Origin of the sequence: Alteromonas profundi, assembly GCF_010500865.1 — a bacterium.
Taxonomy (GTDB): Bacteria; Pseudomonadota; Gammaproteobacteria; order Enterobacterales; family Alteromonadaceae; genus Alteromonas; species Alteromonas profundi.
On sequence record NZ_JAAAWN010000011.1, the window covers coordinates 50,257 to 70,778 of the forward strand.

Annotated in this window: 15 protein-coding genes; 5 read left to right on the forward strand and 10 right to left on the reverse strand. The window is 45.3% G+C overall.

Annotated features, from left to right (window positions below):
• Positions 1-97: 97 nt before the first annotated feature.
• The 5 genes from GTH32_RS09860 to rapA all read right to left on the reverse strand — a co-directional run bounded on the left by GTH32_RS09860 (position 98) and on the right by rapA (position 6,582).
• Complete coding sequence (locus GTH32_RS09860; RefSeq protein WP_163085243.1) at positions 98-1,426, reverse strand: AmpG family muropeptide MFS transporter; 1,329 nt, start codon at positions 1,424-1,426, stop codon at positions 98-100.
• Between the two features lie 100 nt (positions 1,427-1,526).
• Positions 1,527-1,850 carry a hypothetical protein gene (locus GTH32_RS09865; protein WP_163085245.1) on the reverse strand — a complete coding sequence of 108 codons (324 nt, stop codon included), beginning with the start codon at positions 1,848-1,850 and terminating at the stop codon, positions 1,527-1,529.
• A gap of 135 nt (positions 1,851-1,985) precedes the next feature.
• A complete protein-coding gene (locus GTH32_RS09870) occupies positions 1,986-2,924 on the reverse strand; it encodes a DUF3530 family protein (RefSeq protein WP_163085247.1) in 939 nt (312 codons plus the stop codon).
• Positions 2,925-3,070: 146 nt separating this feature from the next.
• On the reverse strand, positions 3,071-3,757 hold the full coding sequence (gene rluA, locus GTH32_RS09875; protein ID WP_163085249.1) for a bifunctional tRNA pseudouridine(32) synthase/23S rRNA pseudouridine(746) synthase RluA: 687 nt from the start codon (positions 3,755-3,757) through the stop codon (positions 3,071-3,073).
• Complete coding sequence (gene rapA / locus GTH32_RS09880) at positions 3,757-6,582, reverse strand: RNA polymerase-associated protein RapA (RefSeq protein WP_163085251.1); 2,826 nt, start codon at positions 6,580-6,582, stop codon at positions 3,757-3,759. Before rapA ends, rluA begins: the two co-directional genes overlap by 1 nt.
• A gap of 350 nt (positions 6,583-6,932) precedes the next feature.
• On the opposite strand from rapA, the gene GTH32_RS09885 reads away from it, so the two are divergent.
• Positions 6,933-8,330, forward strand: a complete 1,398-nt coding sequence (locus tag GTH32_RS09885) for a PhoH family protein (protein WP_163085252.1) — start codon at positions 6,933-6,935, stop codon at positions 8,328-8,330.
• 33 nt (positions 8,331-8,363) lie between these two features.
• Here GTH32_RS09885 and GTH32_RS09890 read toward each other — a convergent pair whose 3' ends face one another.
• The 3 genes from GTH32_RS09890 to GTH32_RS09900 form a co-directional block, all read right to left on the reverse strand.
• On the reverse strand, positions 8,364-9,371 hold the full coding sequence (locus GTH32_RS09890) for a hypothetical protein (RefSeq protein WP_163085254.1): 1,008 nt from the start codon (positions 9,369-9,371) through the stop codon (positions 8,364-8,366).
• A 67-nt stretch (positions 9,372-9,438) separates the two neighbouring features.
• Complete coding sequence (gene cysG / locus GTH32_RS09895; protein WP_163085256.1) at positions 9,439-10,824, reverse strand: siroheme synthase CysG; 1,386 nt, start codon at positions 10,822-10,824, stop codon at positions 9,439-9,441.
• Positions 10,825-10,946: 122 nt separating this feature from the next.
• The gene (locus tag GTH32_RS09900) at positions 10,947-12,707 is read right to left on the reverse strand and encodes a DEAD/DEAH box helicase (RefSeq protein ID WP_163085258.1); all 1,761 of its coding nucleotides are present in this window, start codon (positions 12,705-12,707) and stop codon (positions 10,947-10,949) included.
• A 220-nt stretch (positions 12,708-12,927) separates the two neighbouring features.
• Here GTH32_RS09900 and prsT point away from each other — a divergent pair, with 220 nt between their 5' ends.
• Positions 12,928-15,705 (forward strand): XrtA/PEP-CTERM system TPR-repeat protein PrsT, encoded by a 2,778-nt coding sequence (gene prsT / locus GTH32_RS09905; RefSeq protein WP_163085260.1) that lies wholly within the window; start codon positions 12,928-12,930, stop codon positions 15,703-15,705.
• A 179-nt stretch (positions 15,706-15,884) separates the two neighbouring features.
• Here the strand turns inward: prsT and GTH32_RS09910 are convergent, their stop codons facing one another.
• Complete coding sequence (locus tag GTH32_RS09910; protein ID WP_163085262.1) at positions 15,885-16,706, reverse strand: ion transporter; 822 nt, start codon at positions 16,704-16,706, stop codon at positions 15,885-15,887.
• Between the two features lie 278 nt (positions 16,707-16,984).
• A complete protein-coding gene (gene tolC, locus GTH32_RS09915; RefSeq protein WP_163085264.1) occupies positions 16,985-18,376 on the reverse strand; it encodes an outer membrane channel protein TolC in 1,392 nt (463 codons plus the stop codon).
• A gap of 278 nt (positions 18,377-18,654) precedes the next feature.
• Between tolC and nudF the strand changes: the two genes are divergently transcribed.
• Genes nudF through GTH32_RS09930 form a run of 3 tightly spaced genes read left to right on the forward strand, consistent with a single transcriptional unit; the run spans position 18,655 to position 20,521 of the window.
• Positions 18,655-19,281 carry an ADP-ribose diphosphatase gene (gene nudF, locus GTH32_RS09920; RefSeq protein WP_163085266.1) on the forward strand — a complete coding sequence of 209 codons (627 nt, stop codon included), beginning with the start codon at positions 18,655-18,657 and terminating at the stop codon, positions 19,279-19,281.
• Positions 19,278-19,718, forward strand: a complete 441-nt coding sequence (locus GTH32_RS09925) for a DUF1249 domain-containing protein (protein ID WP_163085268.1) — start codon at positions 19,278-19,280, stop codon at positions 19,716-19,718. The genes nudF and GTH32_RS09925 overlap by 4 nt, the downstream gene beginning before the upstream one ends.
• Positions 19,715-20,521, forward strand: coding sequence for a metallophosphoesterase (locus GTH32_RS09930; protein ID WP_163085270.1), 807 nt, complete (start codon positions 19,715-19,717; stop codon positions 20,519-20,521). Before GTH32_RS09925 ends, GTH32_RS09930 begins: the two co-directional genes overlap by 4 nt.
• Position 20,522 lies beyond the last annotated feature (1 nt).

Sequence of the window (20,522 nt, forward strand, 5' to 3'; positions counted from 1 at the left end):
ACCTTTGTTCCACTACAGGGAAGTGTTAAGTGTCGCATTTAGTATATTTGATAACCCGCTCATCTACTATCTATAGCAGTCAGCAGTACTAATGCAATTAACCTTTAGTCGGTAAAGGTGGCATTTCTAAGGCTTTTATTTTATGCCGAATACGGTAAAGGAAATATAAACTCGGTAGCACCATCAGGGCCGTAATAATAAAAAATAGGCTCCAATTGCCGTTTAAATAGTCAACCACAAAGCCACTACTTGAAGCCACAAAGGTACGCCCTGCAACGCTTAGAGAAGCCATTAGCGCGTATTGGGTGGCGCTAAATGCTCGATTACATAAAAGAGAAATGAAAGCTACCATTGCCACGGTAGACCATGCTGCTGTAAACCCGTCAATGACAACGGCCGCTGCAAGTAGTTTCACATCGGGTCCGGTTTCGGCTATCCACGCAAACATTAGATTTGATGCGGCCATAGCAATGCCAGCTGTCATCAACCCACGGTATATACCATAGCGAATATTTACCAAGCCTCCTGCAAGTGAAAATAAAATAGTCACCCACCAATTAAGTAATTTTGAGTAGGTGCCTATATCGCTATTTGAAAAACCTATTTCTTTATAAAAAACAATACTCATTCTGCCAAGAAAGGCTTCACCAATTTTGAATAAAAAGATAAATAGAAGGAACGACAATGCGAGTCTTACCCCATTACGGGTAAAAAACTCAGCAAAAGGCGCTATTAGCGTTTGTTTCAGCCAATTGGCAACCTTGCTTCTCGTTGCCAAGGGAATGGTGGCCGAGGCAGCACGTAATAGTTGTTTGCGGTCGACAGTAGGCTCTTTGGCGAATAAGGTTGCTACCATAAGGCATAGCATAATAGCGCCAAGAACTAAGTAAATCTGCGGCCAATAAAAGTAATTGGTATCGGCGAGGAAAAAGGGAATAGCACCTAGACCACCATACCCAGTCCACCAGCCAGCGGTAGCAACCGAGGAGGCGGCCGAGAGACCATCGTTATCTTTCGCTTCAATCACATCAATACGATAGCCATCAATAGCAATATCTTGGGTTGCCGAAAAGACAGCGATAAACAAACCAACTAAGGCTAAATAAAATAAATCAGACGTTGCACTGAATTGCGCCATGACGAAGCAACTAAGAGCAATGCCTCCTTGCATAAGAATGATCCAGCCACGTCGCTGGCCCAACACTATGGGTTTCACGCTATCAATAAGCGGAGACCATATAAAGTTGAATGAATATACCGAAAATATAGCGCCAAAAAGCCCAATAGCAGAGCGGGATAAACCTTCGTCTTGTAGCCAAGCATTTAGCACCGACCCTATCATTACCCAGGGTAAACCGCTGGTTATACCGAATAAAAATATGCTCAGGTAACGGCGATCATTGAATGTTTTAAGCGATTGAAACAAAAGGGCTTCCGACAATTACGTTCAGTGGTTGTCTATTGAGCCATTTTCCTAGGGGTTGTGCAATAACATAGCGGATAAAAGTGTGGCAAAACCAGCAGAACTAAGGGCGAATACCCACGCAATCGAACGGGCAGTGGCCTTTACCCTCTAGAAATAATATACAGTTGGTAAGTTCTTCAACTAAGTAGTTATCGCGAGAAAGTTTCTCTTCTGGCCAAAAATGAACCTGATGAAGTAAGTGCCAAAAAACACGCTCTTTTTGGGTGTAGGGTTGGGTGAAGGTGTATTCTATTTGCCCCCATTCTTCCATGCTATCCCAAAAAAACAGCTCGATTTCCTCGATTGGAAGCTCTCCTTGCCAATACGCTCGCAAATAAAAACACAGCTGTTTGGCTTTGTTGTTTACAAACTCTTTAACGTTCACAGAGGTTCAGCCGCCGGTTATGTTTGATGGGGAAATTATAGTTCAAAATTGCGAAAACTGCCTAGTGGCTTTACATATCGCAACATTAACTCACTGCTATATCCAGCAACAAAGGTTACCGCGTTAAATGAGAAACTACCAGCCTAAATATCGCGTCCAGCCAATAATGTGCCCTCCAAGCAGCTGAATATAAGGGGATTTTTTTGCATCGTTGAAGTTTGAGGAAAATATGTTTGCTGGAATTTTTTGCTGGCGGTAGTGAAGCTTCAATGACGTAGATGCGATAAAACGTCGATTATCTTCGGTGCGTGTAGCCCATTCATTCACATTGGCCACCGCTAAATCAAGTACCGGAAAATCAGTACCCGCTATGGCTGAGGGTATTTGGCTATTGATGCTTGCTTGAGGCCAAAAAGGTGACAAAGTGACTAAGGTATTCGGCGGGGCAATTTTCTGATCGGCGCCTAATGACAATATTTGTGCGGCACTCATTCCTTGTGCGATAACAATGCGAAAGCCCCGATGCCCTTTGCTGTGCTCATAAAGCGCATTAAGAAGTAACGTAAGATGCTGAGCACTGCGTTGATAGTCTACAACCGGCGGGCGCGTGTCCTGTCGAGGGTGCAACGCAGTCATCTTAACGTTTTGGTTGTCATTAATGTTGTCTGGTTGTGTGAGGTTTGTACCGCTATTTTCCTCGTTTGAGTCAGCGCTTAACTCTGCGTTTTGGCGAGAAGTGGACGGCACATCATAATTGACAAAAGGCGAAGCTAACACCAAGGGGACAGGGCTGACGATACTATGCCAGCCTTTTTGGCTCATTAGGCTGGCTAAGCTTTTTGCTTGTGCAAGGCTTAATCCGCTAGGGGTCTGTTCAGCTAATATCAGCACTACACCACGGGCTAACGGTGTGGTGGCGGGGATTTCAAAAATAGGTACGCGCTCTTCACCGACTTGCACATGTGTAAGTTCATTAGGCATAAACGCATTCGAAATGTCGGTGTAGTAGCTTGCCTGAGCGCCATGGCATAGCAGGACGAAAAGACATACAAGGGGAGCGAGCGAACGTATCATAGCTTTCCTACCTAAGACGATACTCTGTTATCGGCCCATAATAAGAAAACTTCAATACGTCTTTCTTTTTTTATCCATAAAAAGCAAAAAATCTGTCGCAAAAAAGGGAGAGCGTGCGCCCATTGCCCCTACTACTGCCCCTACTACTATTGTGCACTAGGTTGGTAGTCGCTAAAAGGTATAGGGGTTTGAAAGCGAAGCCATTGGTTTGTTGTGGGGTGGGTGAAACACAAACTCTGTGCGTGCAATTGCAGCCGGGGGGCCATTGCTAACGCTTCCTCGTGGGCATAAAGCCTATCGCCTAAAATAGGGTGCCCTAACGATAACATATGCACCCGCAATTGATGAGAACGCCCAGTAACTGGATAAAGGGCCACTAAGGACTCGTTTTTGTTGCTGGTAATCCGCTCAAATAAGGTTTGCGAGGGTTTGCCTCTTTCGTGATCCACCATTTGTTTAGGGCGGTTAGGCCAGTCGCAAATAAGCGGAAGGTCCACTTCGCCTTGTTTATCCGCTAATTGACCAAAAACACGCGCAAAATAGCGTTTTTTGGTTTGGCGTAGTTCAAACTGTTTAGAAATATGACGATGGCTAGGTTTATTTAGTGCCATAACCATAATGCCCGAGGTCGCCATATCTAACCGGTGGACAACGGTAGCGGTGGGAAACACTAAATTAATTCGCGTTATTAGCGCGTCTTTGTGTTCCTGGGCTTTGCCCGGCACGCTTAAAAGCCCACTGGGCTTATCCGCCACCACAATATCATCGTCTTGATAGAGTATTGTGAGGTACGGCGATTGCGGCGGGTTGTAAACAAACGAAGGATTAGCCATTAAGGGTTATTCACCACTACGCGAAGGGCGTCGAGTTGAACATCGGCAGATTGAATAACTTTATCAAGCGCACTAATTTGGGTTTCGATAAACTCAATTTCACTGTCGCGCACTGAAGGGTTACGTTTTTGCAAATCTCTTAGGCGTTGTATTTCACTGTTTAAGGTTGCATGCATGTTCTTTAGGGCGTCGTGCAACAGGGTGTTGGCTTGCTGGTGCGCTAACTGACGGGCTTTTTCTATTGCTAGGGTTAGCGGTTGGTTCAAGGCTTTTAACAGTTGCGATGAAATCTTGCGCCCAACTTTACGTTTTACCTCTACATCCAGTTCAACTGGCTTCCCTTGCGCATCTAAACAAATTCTTACTGGTGTCTGTGGTAAGAAGCGGCCTAATTGCAACGACTTTGGTGCACTTGCATCAAGCACAAAAAGAGCTTCTAGCCAATACGCGCCTTTGGGTAAGCTAGGTTCGGCAATAAAGCCCATACTGCTCTTTCCATGCATATCGGTAAGCACCACATCAATGGCATTGTGAACCAGTGGATGATCCCAACTTAAAAAGTGTACGTTTTCTAAGGTAGTTGCTACGCGGCGTTTGTATGTCACCGTCATGCCTTCAGGGTCTAGCCCAGGCAATTGGCTCACCATATGCTCTGTGGGCATAAGTATAAAACAGTCATTGTCTTTTTCTTCTTGTTGCACACCAATGGCATCAAAAACCCGGCCCATAAACCGCGCAAGATCTTGGGCGCTATCTAGTTCTATTATGTCTTCAAGTAAACTTTCTACACGGCCTTCGCCAGAGGCATTAAGCTCAAGTAAACGATCTCTGCCAGCTTCTAGCTGAGTGACCAATTGGCTATTTAGCGCATGACTTCGATTAATTAGTTCTTCGCGACTACTGTCCTGCTCAGGGTTGAGACAAGCGTTAACCAGCAAAGGCTTCACTTCATCAAATACCCCAGAGCCTGTCGGGCAGGTTTTCTCAAACGCATTTAGCCCTTGATGATACCAATCAAGTAATACATTTTGTGCGGTATTCTCTAAATAGGGAACGTGGATTTGCACGGTTTTCGTTTGTCCTATGCGGTCAAGGCGACCTATACGCTGCTCGAGTAAATCAGGGCTCAGAGGTAAATCAAATAGTACTAAGTGGTGGGCAAACTGAAAGTTTCGGCCTTCACTGCCAATTTCACTACACAGTAATATTTGCGCCCCTTCTTCTTCGTCGGCGAAATAGTGTGCTGCTTTATCTCTTTCTACTATCGTCATGCCCTCATGGAACACGCTATGACGAATACCTGTCAGCGTTCGTATTACCTCGCCGAGTTCTTGCGCTGTGCGCGCGCTGGCACAAATGAGTAGTATCTTTTCTGGTTTTACAGATTGCATAAAATCGAGTAACCAGTCTACCCTTGGATCTTCATACATCCAGGTATTCACTAACTTAGGCAAGCGTTCTGGGTATAAGGCAAGGGTTAAGTCTCCTTCCACCACAGCAGCTTGATAGTCATCAGGTAATGGCAGTGGGTAGCTCGATAGAGCCCGCTCGGGAAAGCCTTCAATATTCGCGCGCCGGTTACGAAACAGCATTCTACCTGTGCCATGACAATCAATAAGTTGGTGTACTAACGCCCGTCGGGTGTCCGCATCTGTTAAATCGCCAGCGTGCGCCATGATATCTGGTGCAAAGTCAGCTAATTTATCCCGTTGTTTGCTGGTGGGTTCGGTATCAGACAACAAAGGTGCTACAGCGTCGGCAAGCTGACTATAGCGAGACTCTTCCTCAAGAAATGCTTGGTAATTGTGAAAACGTGCAGGGTCAAGCAACCGTAAGCGTGCAAAGTGGCTTTCGTGGCCTAGCTGATCCGGCGTAGCGGTAAGCAGCAATACCCCGGGCGTATTGTTCGCAAGCGCCTCTATACACTGGTATTCCTTAGATGGAGCGTCTGAAGACCAAGCCAAATGGTGCGCTTCGTCAACGACCATTAAATCCCAGCTTGCGGCTTGAATTTGATGTTGACGCTTTTCGCTTTTGCTTAAAAAATCGATACTACAAAGTACCAGCTGATCGTTTTCAAAAGGGTTGCCTTCATCGTCGTCTAATGCTTCGCAACGGCTTTCATCAAAAATGGCAAAGGCCAAATTGACCCGGCGTAGCATTTCCACTAACCACTGATGAACCAGCGAGTCGGGTACGACAATAAGAACCCGCTGAGCTCGCCCCGTTTTCAATTGCTGATGAATTATGAGCGCGGCTTCTATGGTTTTTCCTAGGCCAACTTCATCGGCTAACAAAACCCGGGGTGCATGGCGGGTTCCTACTTCTGAAGCAATATGTAATTGATGAGGAATTAGGGAAATGCGAGCGCCCGCTAAGCCTATAGTGGATGAACGTAAATAGTCGTACTGATGGTTAAGTGCCCGCAGTCGTAAATCAAACCATTTTGGGTTGTCTAACTGCTCGCTGAACAAGCGACGCTCAGGTTGGTTCAACTGAATATGGTGATCGAGCAAAGTCTCAGATAAGCGTACTTGCGCTTTATTGTCCTCACGAATGCCCGAGTAAATACAAACGCCCTGGCTTTCTTCAATATCTGTCACCGTCATTTCCCAGCCATCTTGGCTTTTCACCGTTTCGCCAATATCGAAAATGAGTCGCGTTAGCGGAGCCTCTTGTTTGGTATATATCCTAACTTCATCGGTAGCTGGAAAAAGAATTTCTACCGAACGAAAATCGACACCAATTACAGCGCCAAGACCAAGCTCAGTCTCAGTATTACTTAACCAACGCTGACCAAGAGAAAACGGGCTTTCGGAACTCATATATCACCATCCTATTTTGCGGGGGCGGTATTGTACGCATTGCATCACGATAAGTCATTAATACTAGCCTATCGGTGTGTTTTTTGTTTTTTACTTGGGCAGTTTGTGTACAACGAAAAAATAAAACAAAGAAAAACAGTGCCAAATTCACCGTTGTAGATTATGGTGGAATTAAGCGCTCATAAAAACAACCATGGGCGTGTGAAGTAGACAAACGTTTTGTTGCTTCTCAGTCGACGCGATTAGGGGAAGAAGTCCTGTTTCGAACGACACCTTCTCTTTTTCCGTAACACTGTATCTTTGCAAGCCGTGCATATTCGGCGCGCTTGGCTATATTACCGGAGTGAAGGATGCCAAAAAAAAACACTAGTGATACGAAAATATACGTCCTCGATACCAACATCCTACTGCACGAACCCCATGCTTTTCTCTCATTTAAAGAACACGATGTCGTGATCCCTATGACTGTGCTCGAAGAGCTTGATTACATCAAAGACAGCAAGAAAGATGTAGCGCGGGACGCACGCGTATCTATACGCGCGATGGAGGACTTACTCCACGAAGCCACACCAGAGGATATGGTGGCTGGCGTATCCATGAAGGGACTTGGTGCAGGTGCTACCGCACCTACCGGCAGTTTGTCAGTTTTTGCAGACCTAAATATGGTGGAAACCCAACAGGTTTTCACGAGCAATGAAAATGATAATCGCATTATTAACGTGGCACTTCATTTACAGAAAACCTTTGTTGGACAGCACGTTGTACTGGTAACGAAAGATTTAAATATGCGATTAAAGGCTAAGGGAGCTGGGCTAGCCCATGTTGAAGACTATCGTACCGACCAACTGATTAGCGATATCAAATACCTCTCCCGCGGGTTCCACCACTTTGAGGGGAATTTCTGGGATAAAGTAAAAAGCGTTGATAGTCGTAGCGAAGGGCGCGATACCATCCACACTGTACCTAAAGCCTTGTTGCCAGAAGCTTATGTGAATGAGTTCTTGCTTGATGATAGCCAACAGTTTGCAGGTTTAGTTGAAGCGGTGAACGACGAAACGCTTGAGGTACTCGACCTTGGGTATGAGCGTTTAATGAGCCGTCATGCATGGGGCATTTCACCTAAAAATATAGGTCAGGCAATGGCGCTGCATGCGCTACTCGACCCCCACATCGATTTAGTTGTGCTTACCGGCCCTGCAGGCAGCGGTAAAACCTTACTGGCGTTAGCGGCCGCGCTTGAAATGGTGGTAGAACGCAATATGTATGACAAAATTATTGTCACGCGAAGCACGCCAGAAATTGCCGAGTCCATCGGTTTCTTACCCGGCACCGAAGAAGAGAAAATGTTGCCATGGTTAGCGGCCATTACAGATTCACTAGAAGTTTTGCATAAACACGATGAAAATGTAAAAGGGTCGATGAATTACATCATGGAAAAAGCCAATATTCAGTATAAGTCAGTCAACTTTATGCGGGGTAGAAGTATTCAAAACGCCATAGTTATTCTTGATGAATCTCAGAACTTAACGGCATCGCAACTAAAGACTATTATTACGCGCTGCGGTGAAGGTACCAAAATTATCGTGGGCGGTAATTTGGCGCAGATTGACAGTAATTATTTGACGGCGGTGACGTCAGGGCTTACCTACCTTGTGGAAAAATTTAAAAACTTCTCTGGAAGTGCAACCATGAATCTAGATGGTGTGGTGCGTAGTCGTTTAGCGAGCTTTGCCGAGGAAAATTTATAACCCCAAATAGCGCGGGGCGCTATTAAATGAACCCTATTCAATGGGCTCTATTTGAAAGCGACCCGTGTCTAAAAAGCGTAAGGTATCTTCAGATACCTGCCCAAACGGAATGAGAGCGGGGCCGGTAGGATCGTAAAGCACATACTCCTGCCCCTCAACATTGATGGTGGTATCAGTTTTCTTTGGGGTGAGTGCAATAGCCAATAGCGCATGATTCGGTAGCAACACCATGGCCATATCTGTGTCGGGAAGAAAGGCGCGAACCAACGCACTGGTAAGCACTGCTTTACTGTCGCAATCACCTAAGTTTTGTTGCAACACGCCTAAGGGAGGCGCAAAACCCGACCCATTACTCACTTTTCTATCTTCAAGGGTGTCGTAGGGAATACTCTGTACCCAGCCCAATAGTAATTTAAAGTATGCCCGTGCATCTGAGTCTTGTTTGATTTTCTCATAGAACGCTTGCGAGACAGGCACGAGTGCCTTTGTGGTTTCTTTAACATAGCGAATATGATCGGGTTTCACTGCTTGTTGCTGGAACAAGGTGGTAAAGCGAGTGAAATAGTTTTTCTCTAAATAGTCATTGTAGGCCTGCCGCTGCACTTCTTTTAAACTAGCCAATACTTCATCGGCCTTACCTTGTATTGGCGACCTTACCTCTAAATCGATGCGACCATTTTCATTGTTAATCGAAACGATTGCCTCGGTGGGGTCATAGCTACGGGCTTTTTTCATCAGTGCCACGGTAACATATCGTTGGGCGAGGGCGGGTTTATAGTTGGGCTGCAATGTTAACGCTGAGTTCGTTACACTCTCGGGCAGCGAGAAACGAATGTGCTGGGTGTTACCGTCCACATCGTACCATTGATAATCGAAGGTAGTATAGTCGCCCTTTTTGACGCGGTCGAAACTAAGTTGCTGGGCCTGCGCGCTAGGCAAAATTAAACTGAATACTGCGCCCCCCACAACCCAAAGAGCCCAAGCTAAGGACATCCTACCTGCGCGTGTTAAGGTAGTGTCGTTTTTGCTTCTACCAGACATATCACGGCCTTTTTCTCGCTTGTTGGTGCTATTTAGTATGAGCCTATAGCGATAAAGAGCAAGTGGCTTAATGACCAAACCAATCCAGTTCTTTTTGTAAACTCACTACACTGCCCACAATAATTAATGTAGGTGGTTTAAGCGCGCTTGTGTTGGGGTTACTGGTAATATCTTTTAAGATACCGGTTACCACTTTTTGATGCTCTGTCGTGGCCGACTCTACTAGTGCGATAGGGGTGGTATCGCTTAATCCGTGTTGGATAAGTTTTTCACAGATAATGGGAAGGCCAGTAAGGCCCATATAAAATACAATGGTTTGATTATGCTGCGCTAGCGCAGGCCAATTTAAATCGATACTGCCATCGCGTAAATGCCCGGTGGCAAATACCACAGACTGTGCATGGTCGCGATGCGTTAAGGGAATACCCGCGTAGCTGGACGCGCCGCTTGCAGCGGTAATTCCTGGTACAACTTGAAATTCTATGCCATGGCGAATTAGGGTTTGAATTTCCTCACCACCACGGCCAAAAATAAACGGGTCTCCGCCTTTTAAGCGTACTACACGGTTGCCTTTTTTTGCTTCATCAACCATTAACTGATTTATATCATCTTGCGGTAGTGTGTGGTTGCTTTTGGCTTTTCCTACATAAATTTTTTCTGCGTCCCGTCGTACAAGTTCAAGAATTTGTGGAGACACTAGGCGATCGTAAACCACAACGTCGGCTTTTTGCATTAAGCGTAATGCGCGAAATGTTAATAGATCCGGATCGCCTGGCCCCGCACCTACTAAATACACCTGCCCTTGGGTTTGTTTATTTTCCGCTGCTGCCTGAAGGGCAGTATCAAAGGCAGTATTGGCTTTTTCATCCTGCCCTTTTTCAACTAACTCGGCGATATCGCCATCTAATACATCTTCCCAAAAGTACCGTCGTGCGGTAACACCGTTTAAGGTTTGCTTAACTTTATCGCGAAATTTCTCTGAAAATGCGCCCAGCCTACTTAAATTACTCGGTAAAATGGTTTCTAACTTTTGACGCAAATAGCGCAGTAATACAGGCGCAACACCACCACTACTCATGGCTATAACAATGGGCGAGCGGTCAACAATAGAGGGGGTTATAAACTGACACAGCGGGGTATTATCTACCACGTTTACGAGCACTTTTCGTGCACGGGCTACATCATGAATATGCTGGTTAAGCGCACTTTTATCCGTGGCTATAAAGACAATGTCTTTGGCATCGAGGTCGCCATCCACAAACTCACGTTCAATAAGAGTAACCTTGCCATGTTGAGACAATTGTTTAACCGTATCGCACGCCCATGGTGCTACCACAGTAATTTGCGCGGGGGTTTTCATGATTAACTCAAGCTTTCTCGCTGCAACTTCACCGGCGCCGACAATTAAGCAGCGTAGCGAGCGAGCGTCTAAAAACAGGGGAAAGTAATCCATAGGGTAAACCGCACATAAAAAAAAAGAACTAACGCCATTTTGCGCTAATTCTTTCTTATTAGAAACAACGAAATCTGCCTTTATATTCTCATACGTTATATAAAGGCGTATTTTTCGACTGCTTAGTTCTTACGTCTTGCGCGGTTAGCACGATCGTTGCGTTCGCCGCCACGACCACCACGGCCTTCGCGCTTAGGAGGTGTATCAGCCCACTCACGAATACTTAAACGTTGACCGGCTACACGGGTTCCTTGTAGCTTATCACGGGTTTCTTTCGGCATACCTTCAGGTAAATCAACGGTACTGAAATTGTCATAAATTTCAATTGCGCCAATATGCTTAGAGTCCATGTTGCCTTCATTAGCAATGGCCCCAACGATATTACCAGGCTTAGCGCCGTGCATATGACCTACATCAATACGGTAGCGCTGCATACCAGCTTCCGGCTTGCGACTGGTGCGCGGAGCACGCGGCTTACGCTCACGGCTATCACGTCCGTCCCGTCCATCTCTGCGATCGCGGGTTTCACGAGGCGGTTTGCTATGCAAGTCAGGGCGATCGCTTTCTTTTAAGATAAGCGGCTCATCACCTTGCGCTATTTTAACTAATGCCGCCATGATGACTTCAGGAGAGGCTTCGGCTTCTTCTTTAATCATTTCGACAATAGGAATTAACGATTCAATGCTATCGTCTTGCGCTGCTTCTACCACAGACTGCTTGAAACGACTAAGGCGGGTTTCGTTAATTTCGCTAATTGAAGGTATAGGCATAACTTCAATCGGCTGCTTGGTGGTTTTCTCGATAGAGAAAAGCATGCGCTTTTCACGATGCGAGATGAACAAGATAGCATCACCTTGACGACCGGCACGGCCAGTACGGCCAATACGGTGAACATACGATTCGCTATCGTAAGGTACGTCGTAGTTTATTACGTGGCTAACACGTTCAACATCAAGACCACGGGCTACCACATCGGTTGCCACTAAGATATCGATCTTCCCTTGTTTTAGCTTATCTACCGTACGTTCACGGGCATTCTGAGGAATGTCACCATTTAACGGTTCTACATCGTAGCCGCGTGCCGATAGCTTGTCAGCCAATTCAACCGTAGCGGTTTTTGTGCGTACGAAGATAATAACACCGTCAAAAGGTTCGACTTCCATTATACGCGTTAGTGCTTCTAGCTTATGATGCGGGGCAACTTGGCAGTAGCGCTGACGTATGGTGCTTGCTGTACTTACTTTTGACGCAATTTTCACATGCTTAGGGTCGTTAAGATAACGTTGAGTAATCTTTTTGATTGGCCCAGGCATCGTTGCCGAGAACAACGCAGTTTGGCGTTCTTTCGGTGCGTGACTTAATATAAGTTCAACGTCATCGATAAAGCCCATGCGTAACATTTCATCAGCTTCATCAAGAACTAAGTATTTAAGTTCGCTTAAATCCAATGTTTTACGTTTGATATGGTCGATAACTCGACCAGGTGTACCTACGATAACCTGAACGCCACGTTTAAGTTGACGAATTTGGTTGTCATAAGATTGACCGCCATAAACAGGCAGTACTTTAATTTTTTGGCTAAAACTAGCGTACACTTGGAACGCTTCGGCTACCTGAATCGCAAGTTCGCGAGTCGGTGCTAATACCAGTAATTGCGGCTTACGTTGCTCAGGATCGATATTTGCCAACATAGGCAGGGCAAACGCAGCGGTTTTTCCTGTCCCTGTCTGGGCCTGACCGAGTAAATCATGTCCTTCAAGCAGTAAAGGAATACTTTCAGCTTGAATAGGGGACGGTTTCTCGTAGCCAACTTTTTCAAGGGCTTGTAAGATAGGTTCTGGTAATTTTAGATCTTTAAATGTCATGTCGACAGTTGTTGTCATTAAGGGTCCTGATGCATTAAGTAAGGAGGACGCGGTAAACGTGGACGACCTATGTAAGCGTCAGTGTTTAACCGGCAGTGTTGCAAAAAACGTTATTATATTCGAATAATGGTCAGGTTGCCACGAAATTGCACAATAATGATGAAAAAATACACAGAATTTGGTGTAAGCTTTGATGTGTAGACAACAAATAAACCAATGCAGGGCAAAGGGAATAACAATGAACAGAAAATCTTCACGCCGCTTTTTGAAGCGTTCATCGGTAGCTGTCATGCTATTGAGCAGCCTAGTTATGGCTGGTTGCACAGAAAAATCCATGGAGGAGCACCTTGAAGACGCTCGCGCCTATGCGCAGTCGCAGCAAGTTGATGCCGCTATAGTTGAATATAAAAATGCTATTCAACTTCAACCTGACGCCGCATTACCTCGCTTTGAATTAGGTAAGATGTATTTGCAGAATAATAATTTTACGGCTGCAGAAAAAGAACTAAATAGAGCGCTTGAACTTGGCCACCCTGCCAATGAAGTTATTCCACTACTGTCGATGTCATATCAACAGTCGGGTGCCGAAACTGCCCTTGCCGGAGTAGATTATCGTGCGCAAGGTATGACAGCGGTGGAGTCTGCCGAAGTTGGGTTTTATAAGCTACAAGCTTTAGTCCAGCTAGAAAAAAGTGACGAAGCCAGAGCGCTATTGAACGATTTAATGACGTTAGATACGTCTACTGTCTACAAAGGCTTAATTGATAGCTATCAATATATTTTAAATGACAATTACGCCGCAGCCCTCAGCGCAACTGAGGCGTTACGAGAGCAAGCACCGCAAAATAAAGACCTATTACTGCAACTAGCGCGCCTCTATTTACTACAGAATCAGCAAGAGAAAGCTATCGAAGTATACGATAATTATGTGTCTGCTTACCCTGATGACGTGCAAAGCAAATTCGCATTTGTGGCCTTATTGGTAGAGCAAAAAGAACTCGATAAAGCGGAACCTATTGTTGATGAGTTACTAAAAATAAATGAAAACCACCCTCTGCTTAATACGTTCAAAGGTATTATTGAGTCTGCCAACGGCAACTATCAAAACGCATTAGAGCGTCTTGAAATTGCCATCATGAACGGCAAAAGCGATCAGGTGGTGCGCTTGGTAGCAGGATTTAGTGCCTATCAAATTCAAGACTTTGAAGCCGCTCAACGACACCTTTCGATGGTAGCATCATCGTTACCGGCTAATCACCCAGGCCTACGCATGCTCGCCGACAGTATGCTTCAGCTAGGTGAAAGCGACGGCGCCTTAGATGTGCTAAATCGCGTCTCTTCGCAGTCAGATACCGATGCTGCTTTATTCTCAAAGGCCAGTTATCAACTGCTTAAAGAAGGGAATGTAGCGGGTGCCCGCGAAATGGTGGAAAAAAGTGAGGCAGTGAGTAATTCGCCAGAAGATTTAGCCCGTTTAGGTGTATTGCAGCTTTCACTTAATGATGTAGATGGTTTGGTGAATATTGAAGAGGCGGTAAAGCAAGCACCCGAATCGCCCTCTACGCAGAACACTTTGATACGTGCCTATCTTGCAACAGGGCAGTTAGAGAAAGCGAAAGAAGCGGCTAATGAATGGCGTGAGCAATCGCCGCAATTTGCGCTGCCAGTGGTATACCTAGCTAACATTGCTACTGCTGAAAAAGATTATGATGCCGCCGAGGGGTATTTAGCAAAAGCGGTGGCCCTTGAAGGGTCACAAGATGAAGTGGTATTTGCCCGCACTAAGTTGCACATTGTTAAAGAAGAGCAAGACAAAGCGCTCGCCGTTATCAAACAGTTTCTAAACGATAACCCTGAAAGCATTCAAGCAATAACGTATTGGTACGCAATTGAAGCGTCAAACGATAATAGCGAGGTGGTGATAAAGCATGCTACTAAGCAGCTAGATAAAGACCAAGACAATATTATGCTGCGCCTCTTATTAGCACGTATGCATTCTTTAAATGGTGATTTGGAGGAAACGGTAAGCTTATTGTCGAGCATTGAAGGAGATAGAAGTACGCCTATGGCGTTCTGGCGTTTGAAAGGCCAAGCACTTGTAGCGACGAATAAGGTAGAACAGGCGAAGGCGTTATTTGAACGCTGGTTAGAGCTTTATCCACGGGATAAAAATGCAGTATTAGGGACGCTGCTTATTCTTGATGCTGAAAATAACTTCAAAGAAGGTTTAGCATTAACAGAAAAGTTTCTAGATAAACGCACCGATCCGCAGATTTCACTGCTCAAAGCTTATTTCCTCAGCAAGATGGGACGCACCGCACCGGCTTGGGAAATCATAAACAATGCGTCTGACGAAGCCAAAGAACTGCCCTTTGTTCGCGGCATCATTGCGCGTTTGTATGTGTTTGATAAAAAACCTGAAAAGGCTTTAGATCATGCAATGGCTGCGTATGAAACAGTACAAAACGATGACAACGCACTCTTGGTTCTTGCTATATTAGATATGACGGATAAAAAGGACGAAGCTTATGCGTTTATATCCGAGCATGTCGAAAAGTACCCCAACGATATTCGTAGCGCTATGTTGTTAGCCGAGCGTCAGATTGTCAAAGACCAAGCCAAAGCGTCACAGACGTATGAAACTATCCTGCAAAAAACACCAGAAAACTTTGTTGTGTTGAACAATCTTGCGTACTTGAAATTGCAAGAGGGCGATTTAAACCGCGCTGAAACCTTAGCAAAGAGAGCGCTTGCCATACAGCCTGATCAAGCTGATGCAGTAGACACGCTAGCACAGGTACATGTGGCGCAAGGTGACAAAGAAGAGGCATTGTCTTTGTATGAAAGCATTGCTACTGAAACTATTCGCAGTGAAGAAGTGTATTTAAATTACGTTGAGTTATTACTGCAATTTGATAAAGATACGCTAGCACGGCGCCTACTTTCTAGCCGAGAGTTTAAGCAAGCCGCATCGCAGTCAAGGCTTGAAGGGTTTAAACAAAGCTACGGCATATAACTTTTTAGTGTTGTTGTCATCTGTTTTGCCATAACGGTAACGGCAGTATTATTGACGGGTGTTTGGCATATATAGCCGTGCAACACGCAGGCTAAGCAAACGCAGCGCTTAAAATCAAAACGCCGGTTTAGGACACATTAATCTACCTAAACCGGCGTTTTTTCTTTTTCTCTTCAAGGCTATTTATCAAGCTTAGCCTTAATGGTTTTTAGTTCTTTCATAATCGTGTCTAGGGTGACTTCTTCAAAGCCTTCAGCGGCTTTTTCGGCCTTAAGCAAGGCGAGCTTTTCAGCCCGCGCTTTCTCATTTTCCCGTTCCATAACGTTTACCACTATGCCTATCACCATATTAAGAAACGCAAACGCAGTGAAAAAGATAAAAGTGAGGTAATAGGCCCAGCTCAGCGGGTAGACCTCCATCGTTTCGTACATTACATCGGTCCAATCTTCGAACGTCATCACCCTAAATAGAGTAAGGAGCGAAATGGTAATGTCACCCCAAAGTTTAGGGTTAATTTCTTCAAATAGGGTGCTGCCTACGGCGGCGTAAATATAGAAGATAATGAACATTAGCAACATTACGTAACCAAGTTGGGGTAATGCTTTAACTAACGAAACCAATAAAATACGTAGCTCAGGAATAATTGATATCATGCGCAATACGCGGAAAACCCGCACCAAGCGTGCAATAACCGCAAGTTCAGCGTCATCAGCAGGGATTAAGCTGATCACGACAATAAGGGTATCAAACCAATTCCAGAAACTTTTAAAGAAGTAGCGTTTTTGACGCTCGGCTAAAAAGCGAATGGTGATTTCAGTGAGAAAAAACGCACTGATAAACCAATCTAATAGTAAGGTTACCGAGCCAAAACCCGCAGGGAGTTCGTAGGTTTTTGCCCCCACTAGCAGGGCTGAAATAACAATAACGCTAACCACAAAGGCTTCAAACCATTTATTGGCGCGGATCTGTTCAAAACGATTTTGTAACTCAGAGGCTTGCATGTCTTCTTCGCTTAAAATACAGGGAGGCTCTCTTTATACATTGACGATAGTGAATGTGAGAGAAACCATGGGATAAAAAAACGGGCGTCATCATGGATGATGTTTTACCTAGCTGGCAAGTAAAAAGATGCATAATAAAGCACAATTTTTAGCGTTTATTATAAATAGACACCTGAGTACATCGTGCAGGTGTTTTACCGCCAAGCACGCATCCGCGTATTTTTTACTGGTACAAAAAAGGCGGCCATTGCCGCCCTTTACCTAATATGTACTACGCTTTATTGGGTCGTTTCTACCGGCCGTAAACCACGGTTAATCATAGCAACATCTTCACCGGTAAGAGTTCCGGCAGCTTGTTTTAAGGTTACTACTGATTGAATGAAGTCGTAACGAGCACCCGATAGGTTTCTTCTGGCATCAAATAAGTTTCTTGTGCTGTCTAGCACATCAACGATTGTACGCGTACCTACATCAAAGCCTGCTTCTGTGGCCTTTAAGGCGCTGTCAGCTGAAACCACCGACTGCTCAAGCGCGCGAATGGTAGAAATAGCGGCTTTTACATCATTAAATGAACTACGTACCGATTGTACTGTTTGACGATAGGTCTGTTCCGCAATTTGGCTAGTAGCAACGTAGTTGTACTTAGCGCGTTTGGTTTGCGCAGTTATACTGCCACCTTGGTAAATAGGCACGCTTAATGATAGCGCGATTGACTGGCTATCTAAGTAGGGGGTTTCATAACCAAATGGCGTGGTAGAGCCATCATCATTAATAACTTCTGCATCTACGTCGTCTTTAGAGCGGCCATAGCTACCAGAGAGTGATATTGTGGGTAAGTGACCCGAGCGTGCAATAGCGATATCTTCTTTTGCCACGTCCATTGCTAACCGGTCAACCAATAGTGCAAGGTTGCTTTCTTGCGCAATTTCAAGCCAGTCATCAACCTGCGCTGGTGTTGGCATAGTGGCAGAAAAGCTTTCTGTGTTTAAGCCATACAGACGATCATGATATTTGCCAGTAATGACACGCAGCGCTTCTAGGGCAGACTCAAGGGCGTTTTTAGCCTGAATTTCTTGTGCTACCGTACTATCGTAGTTCGCTTGCGCTTCGTGTACATCGGTAATGGCGGTAAGCCCTACTTCGAAACGTTGTCGGGTTTGTTCTAATTGACGCTCAATGGCGCGCTTCTCCGCGCCTACAAACTCAACGTTATCGCGAGCGCGAAGTACATCGAAATAAGCATTCACGGTACGTACAATTACATCTTGCATACTGGCTGCAAGCGCAGCATCAGATTGCTGAGCGATTTTTTCAGCGCGGTCTAGTCCAAGCCAGTTTGCGTGGTCGTATAACGACATGGAAAGCGATAACCCATAGTCGATGGTGTCTACTTCAGTATCTGTTGTAAAAACCTGTAACCCGTCGTCACCCGCAGCTTGTTGAAAGCGCTCAGAATCTGAGATGGTGTAGCCCACTGAGCCTGAAATTTGCGGGAGTAAGTTTGCGCGGCTAATGCTAATCCCTGCAAACGCGGCATCGCGCTCAGCTTTCGCTTGGTTTACTTGGGGGTCGTTTGCGACCGCTTGTTGATAAACCTGGATTAAGTCATCGGCAAGGGCACCTGTGCTAATAGATAAACCTATTACCAGCGACAGAAGTGTTCGTTTCATGCTTACGTATTCCTGTTAAGTCAGTTGAGTCTTATGGACTGCGAATTTTATTAGTTTAAGAATAATTAACGGTAAACCGAAAGCGTCTTCTCGTAACAGTTATGGTTTAACTGTAACAGAATATGTGATCTGGACTTATTATTTCACCAGTACCCAAGCTATTATTTATATCGCTCTCGAGTTTTATCCAATGATGCGAAGCCTTTAGCGACATATACAAAAATGGAGTCAATCTGTACTATGCATGATAAACCGTTTAGAACCAAAAGTGTCTGCTAATGAGCAAGAAAATCCTTTCGTTTACCTCAAACGACGTAGAAATCACGGATATTACGCCAGTTTATCGTGGTTTTTTCACCATGCAAGAGTATCAATTTAGACACAAGTGCTTCAATGGCGAATGGAGCCCAACCATAAAGCGTGAAATTTTTGAACGGGGCCACGCAGTGGGTATATTACCCTATGATCCAGAACAAAAAGAGTTTGTGCTAATTGAGCAGGTTAGAATAGGGGCATTACCTACGTCTTCAACCCCTTGGTTGATAGAAATTATCGCCGGTATGATTGATGAAGGGGAGACGGAAGAAGATGTTTGCCATCGTGAGTCGATGGAGGAAGCAGGCATCCGCTTAACGCACCTTACCAAAGCCGTAAATTATCTATCGAGCCCCGGCGGCACAACCGAGCGGGTGCATTTATATGTAGCCAAAACTGATGCTACATTGGCCCACGGCGTGCACGGATTAGTATCGGAGTCAGAAGACATTAAAGTACATCGAGTGGCAGAAAGTACCGCTCGCGAATGGCTAGAAAATGGCTTAATCGACAACGCAGCAGCCATAATTGCGCTACAATGGTTTTTTATGCACAAAACAACGTTACTGGAGCAGTGGCAAACAAAGTGACTTTATATTCACAGCGGAAATACGTTCCGCATTTACCGACAATTCAGGCTCTTTGTGAGCTTAATTATTCGCACATCATGCGGATCTTGCCAGACTGCGATACTGAAAAGTTAAGCTACGAGTTTGCCGTGGGCAAAAGTATGACTTATCAGATATGTATTATTGAGTCGGCACGCTACACCAGTACGCTTACCGTACAACAGCTCACCAATGAAATGCCTAGTTACCTAAAGCCTGCCATGACGGTGCGTTTGTACCATGATGCGCGTATGGCCGAGGTCATTAACAGTCAAAATACGGGGGTGTTAGAACCCTCTTACGACTACCCTAATCTTAATATGCGTCAGCGAAATGAAAAACATATGGTAAATATATTCCTCGCGGAATGGCTTCATTTTTGTTTAACACGCAAACCTAAGGTGGCGTCACAAGTGTGAAGCGCCTACTGCATATCACCGATTGCCATTTATTCGCAGACCCTGATCGCACTGGTTACGGCGACATTAAGCCCTACTACTCGCTAGCGAGAATATTATCGCGTGTATTTAACCTATGTGAAAATGAGCCGCAGACAGAAGCATATGATGGTAGCGCACAGCCCACTACTCACGCCCCAGGTCATATTGATGGGGTCATCGTTACTGGGGATATTTCAGGGGACGATAGTAAGCAAAGCTATCTACATTTCAGGCAATTGATAGCGCGTTATGTTTCAGTCCCCTTGTGGGTAATTCCGGGGAATCACGACAATAACCCTTATTTTAGCCAACTTTTAGGTGACCTTTGGTTGCAAGCAGGGACACGTCAAGTGTTCGGGCAGTGGTGCCTTCATGGCCTTGATACCCGCACTACAGGCACGCAGGGTATAATAGATAACGACCAGCTTCTAAGCGTATCAAACGCGATAGCGCAGCAGGAAAGCCGCCATCACTTGCTTTGTATTCATCACCATGTTTACCCCACGGGCAGTTGGATGGACACCCATAATTTGCGCAACCCAGAACGTTTAATTAACTGGCTAAAACATCAAAGGGAAGTGAAGGCGCTTATTCACGGCCACGTACATACGCCGCTTCGACAGTTTGTAGACGCTACGAAAATACCTATTTTCGGCGCACCCTCTACCAGTTGGCAATGGCAAATGAGCGTTGACTTCTCAGTGAGTACGCTCTCCCCCGGCTATCAAATATTAACCTTACACCCCACCGGCAACCTTAGCGTAGAAATAGAGAGAATATAAC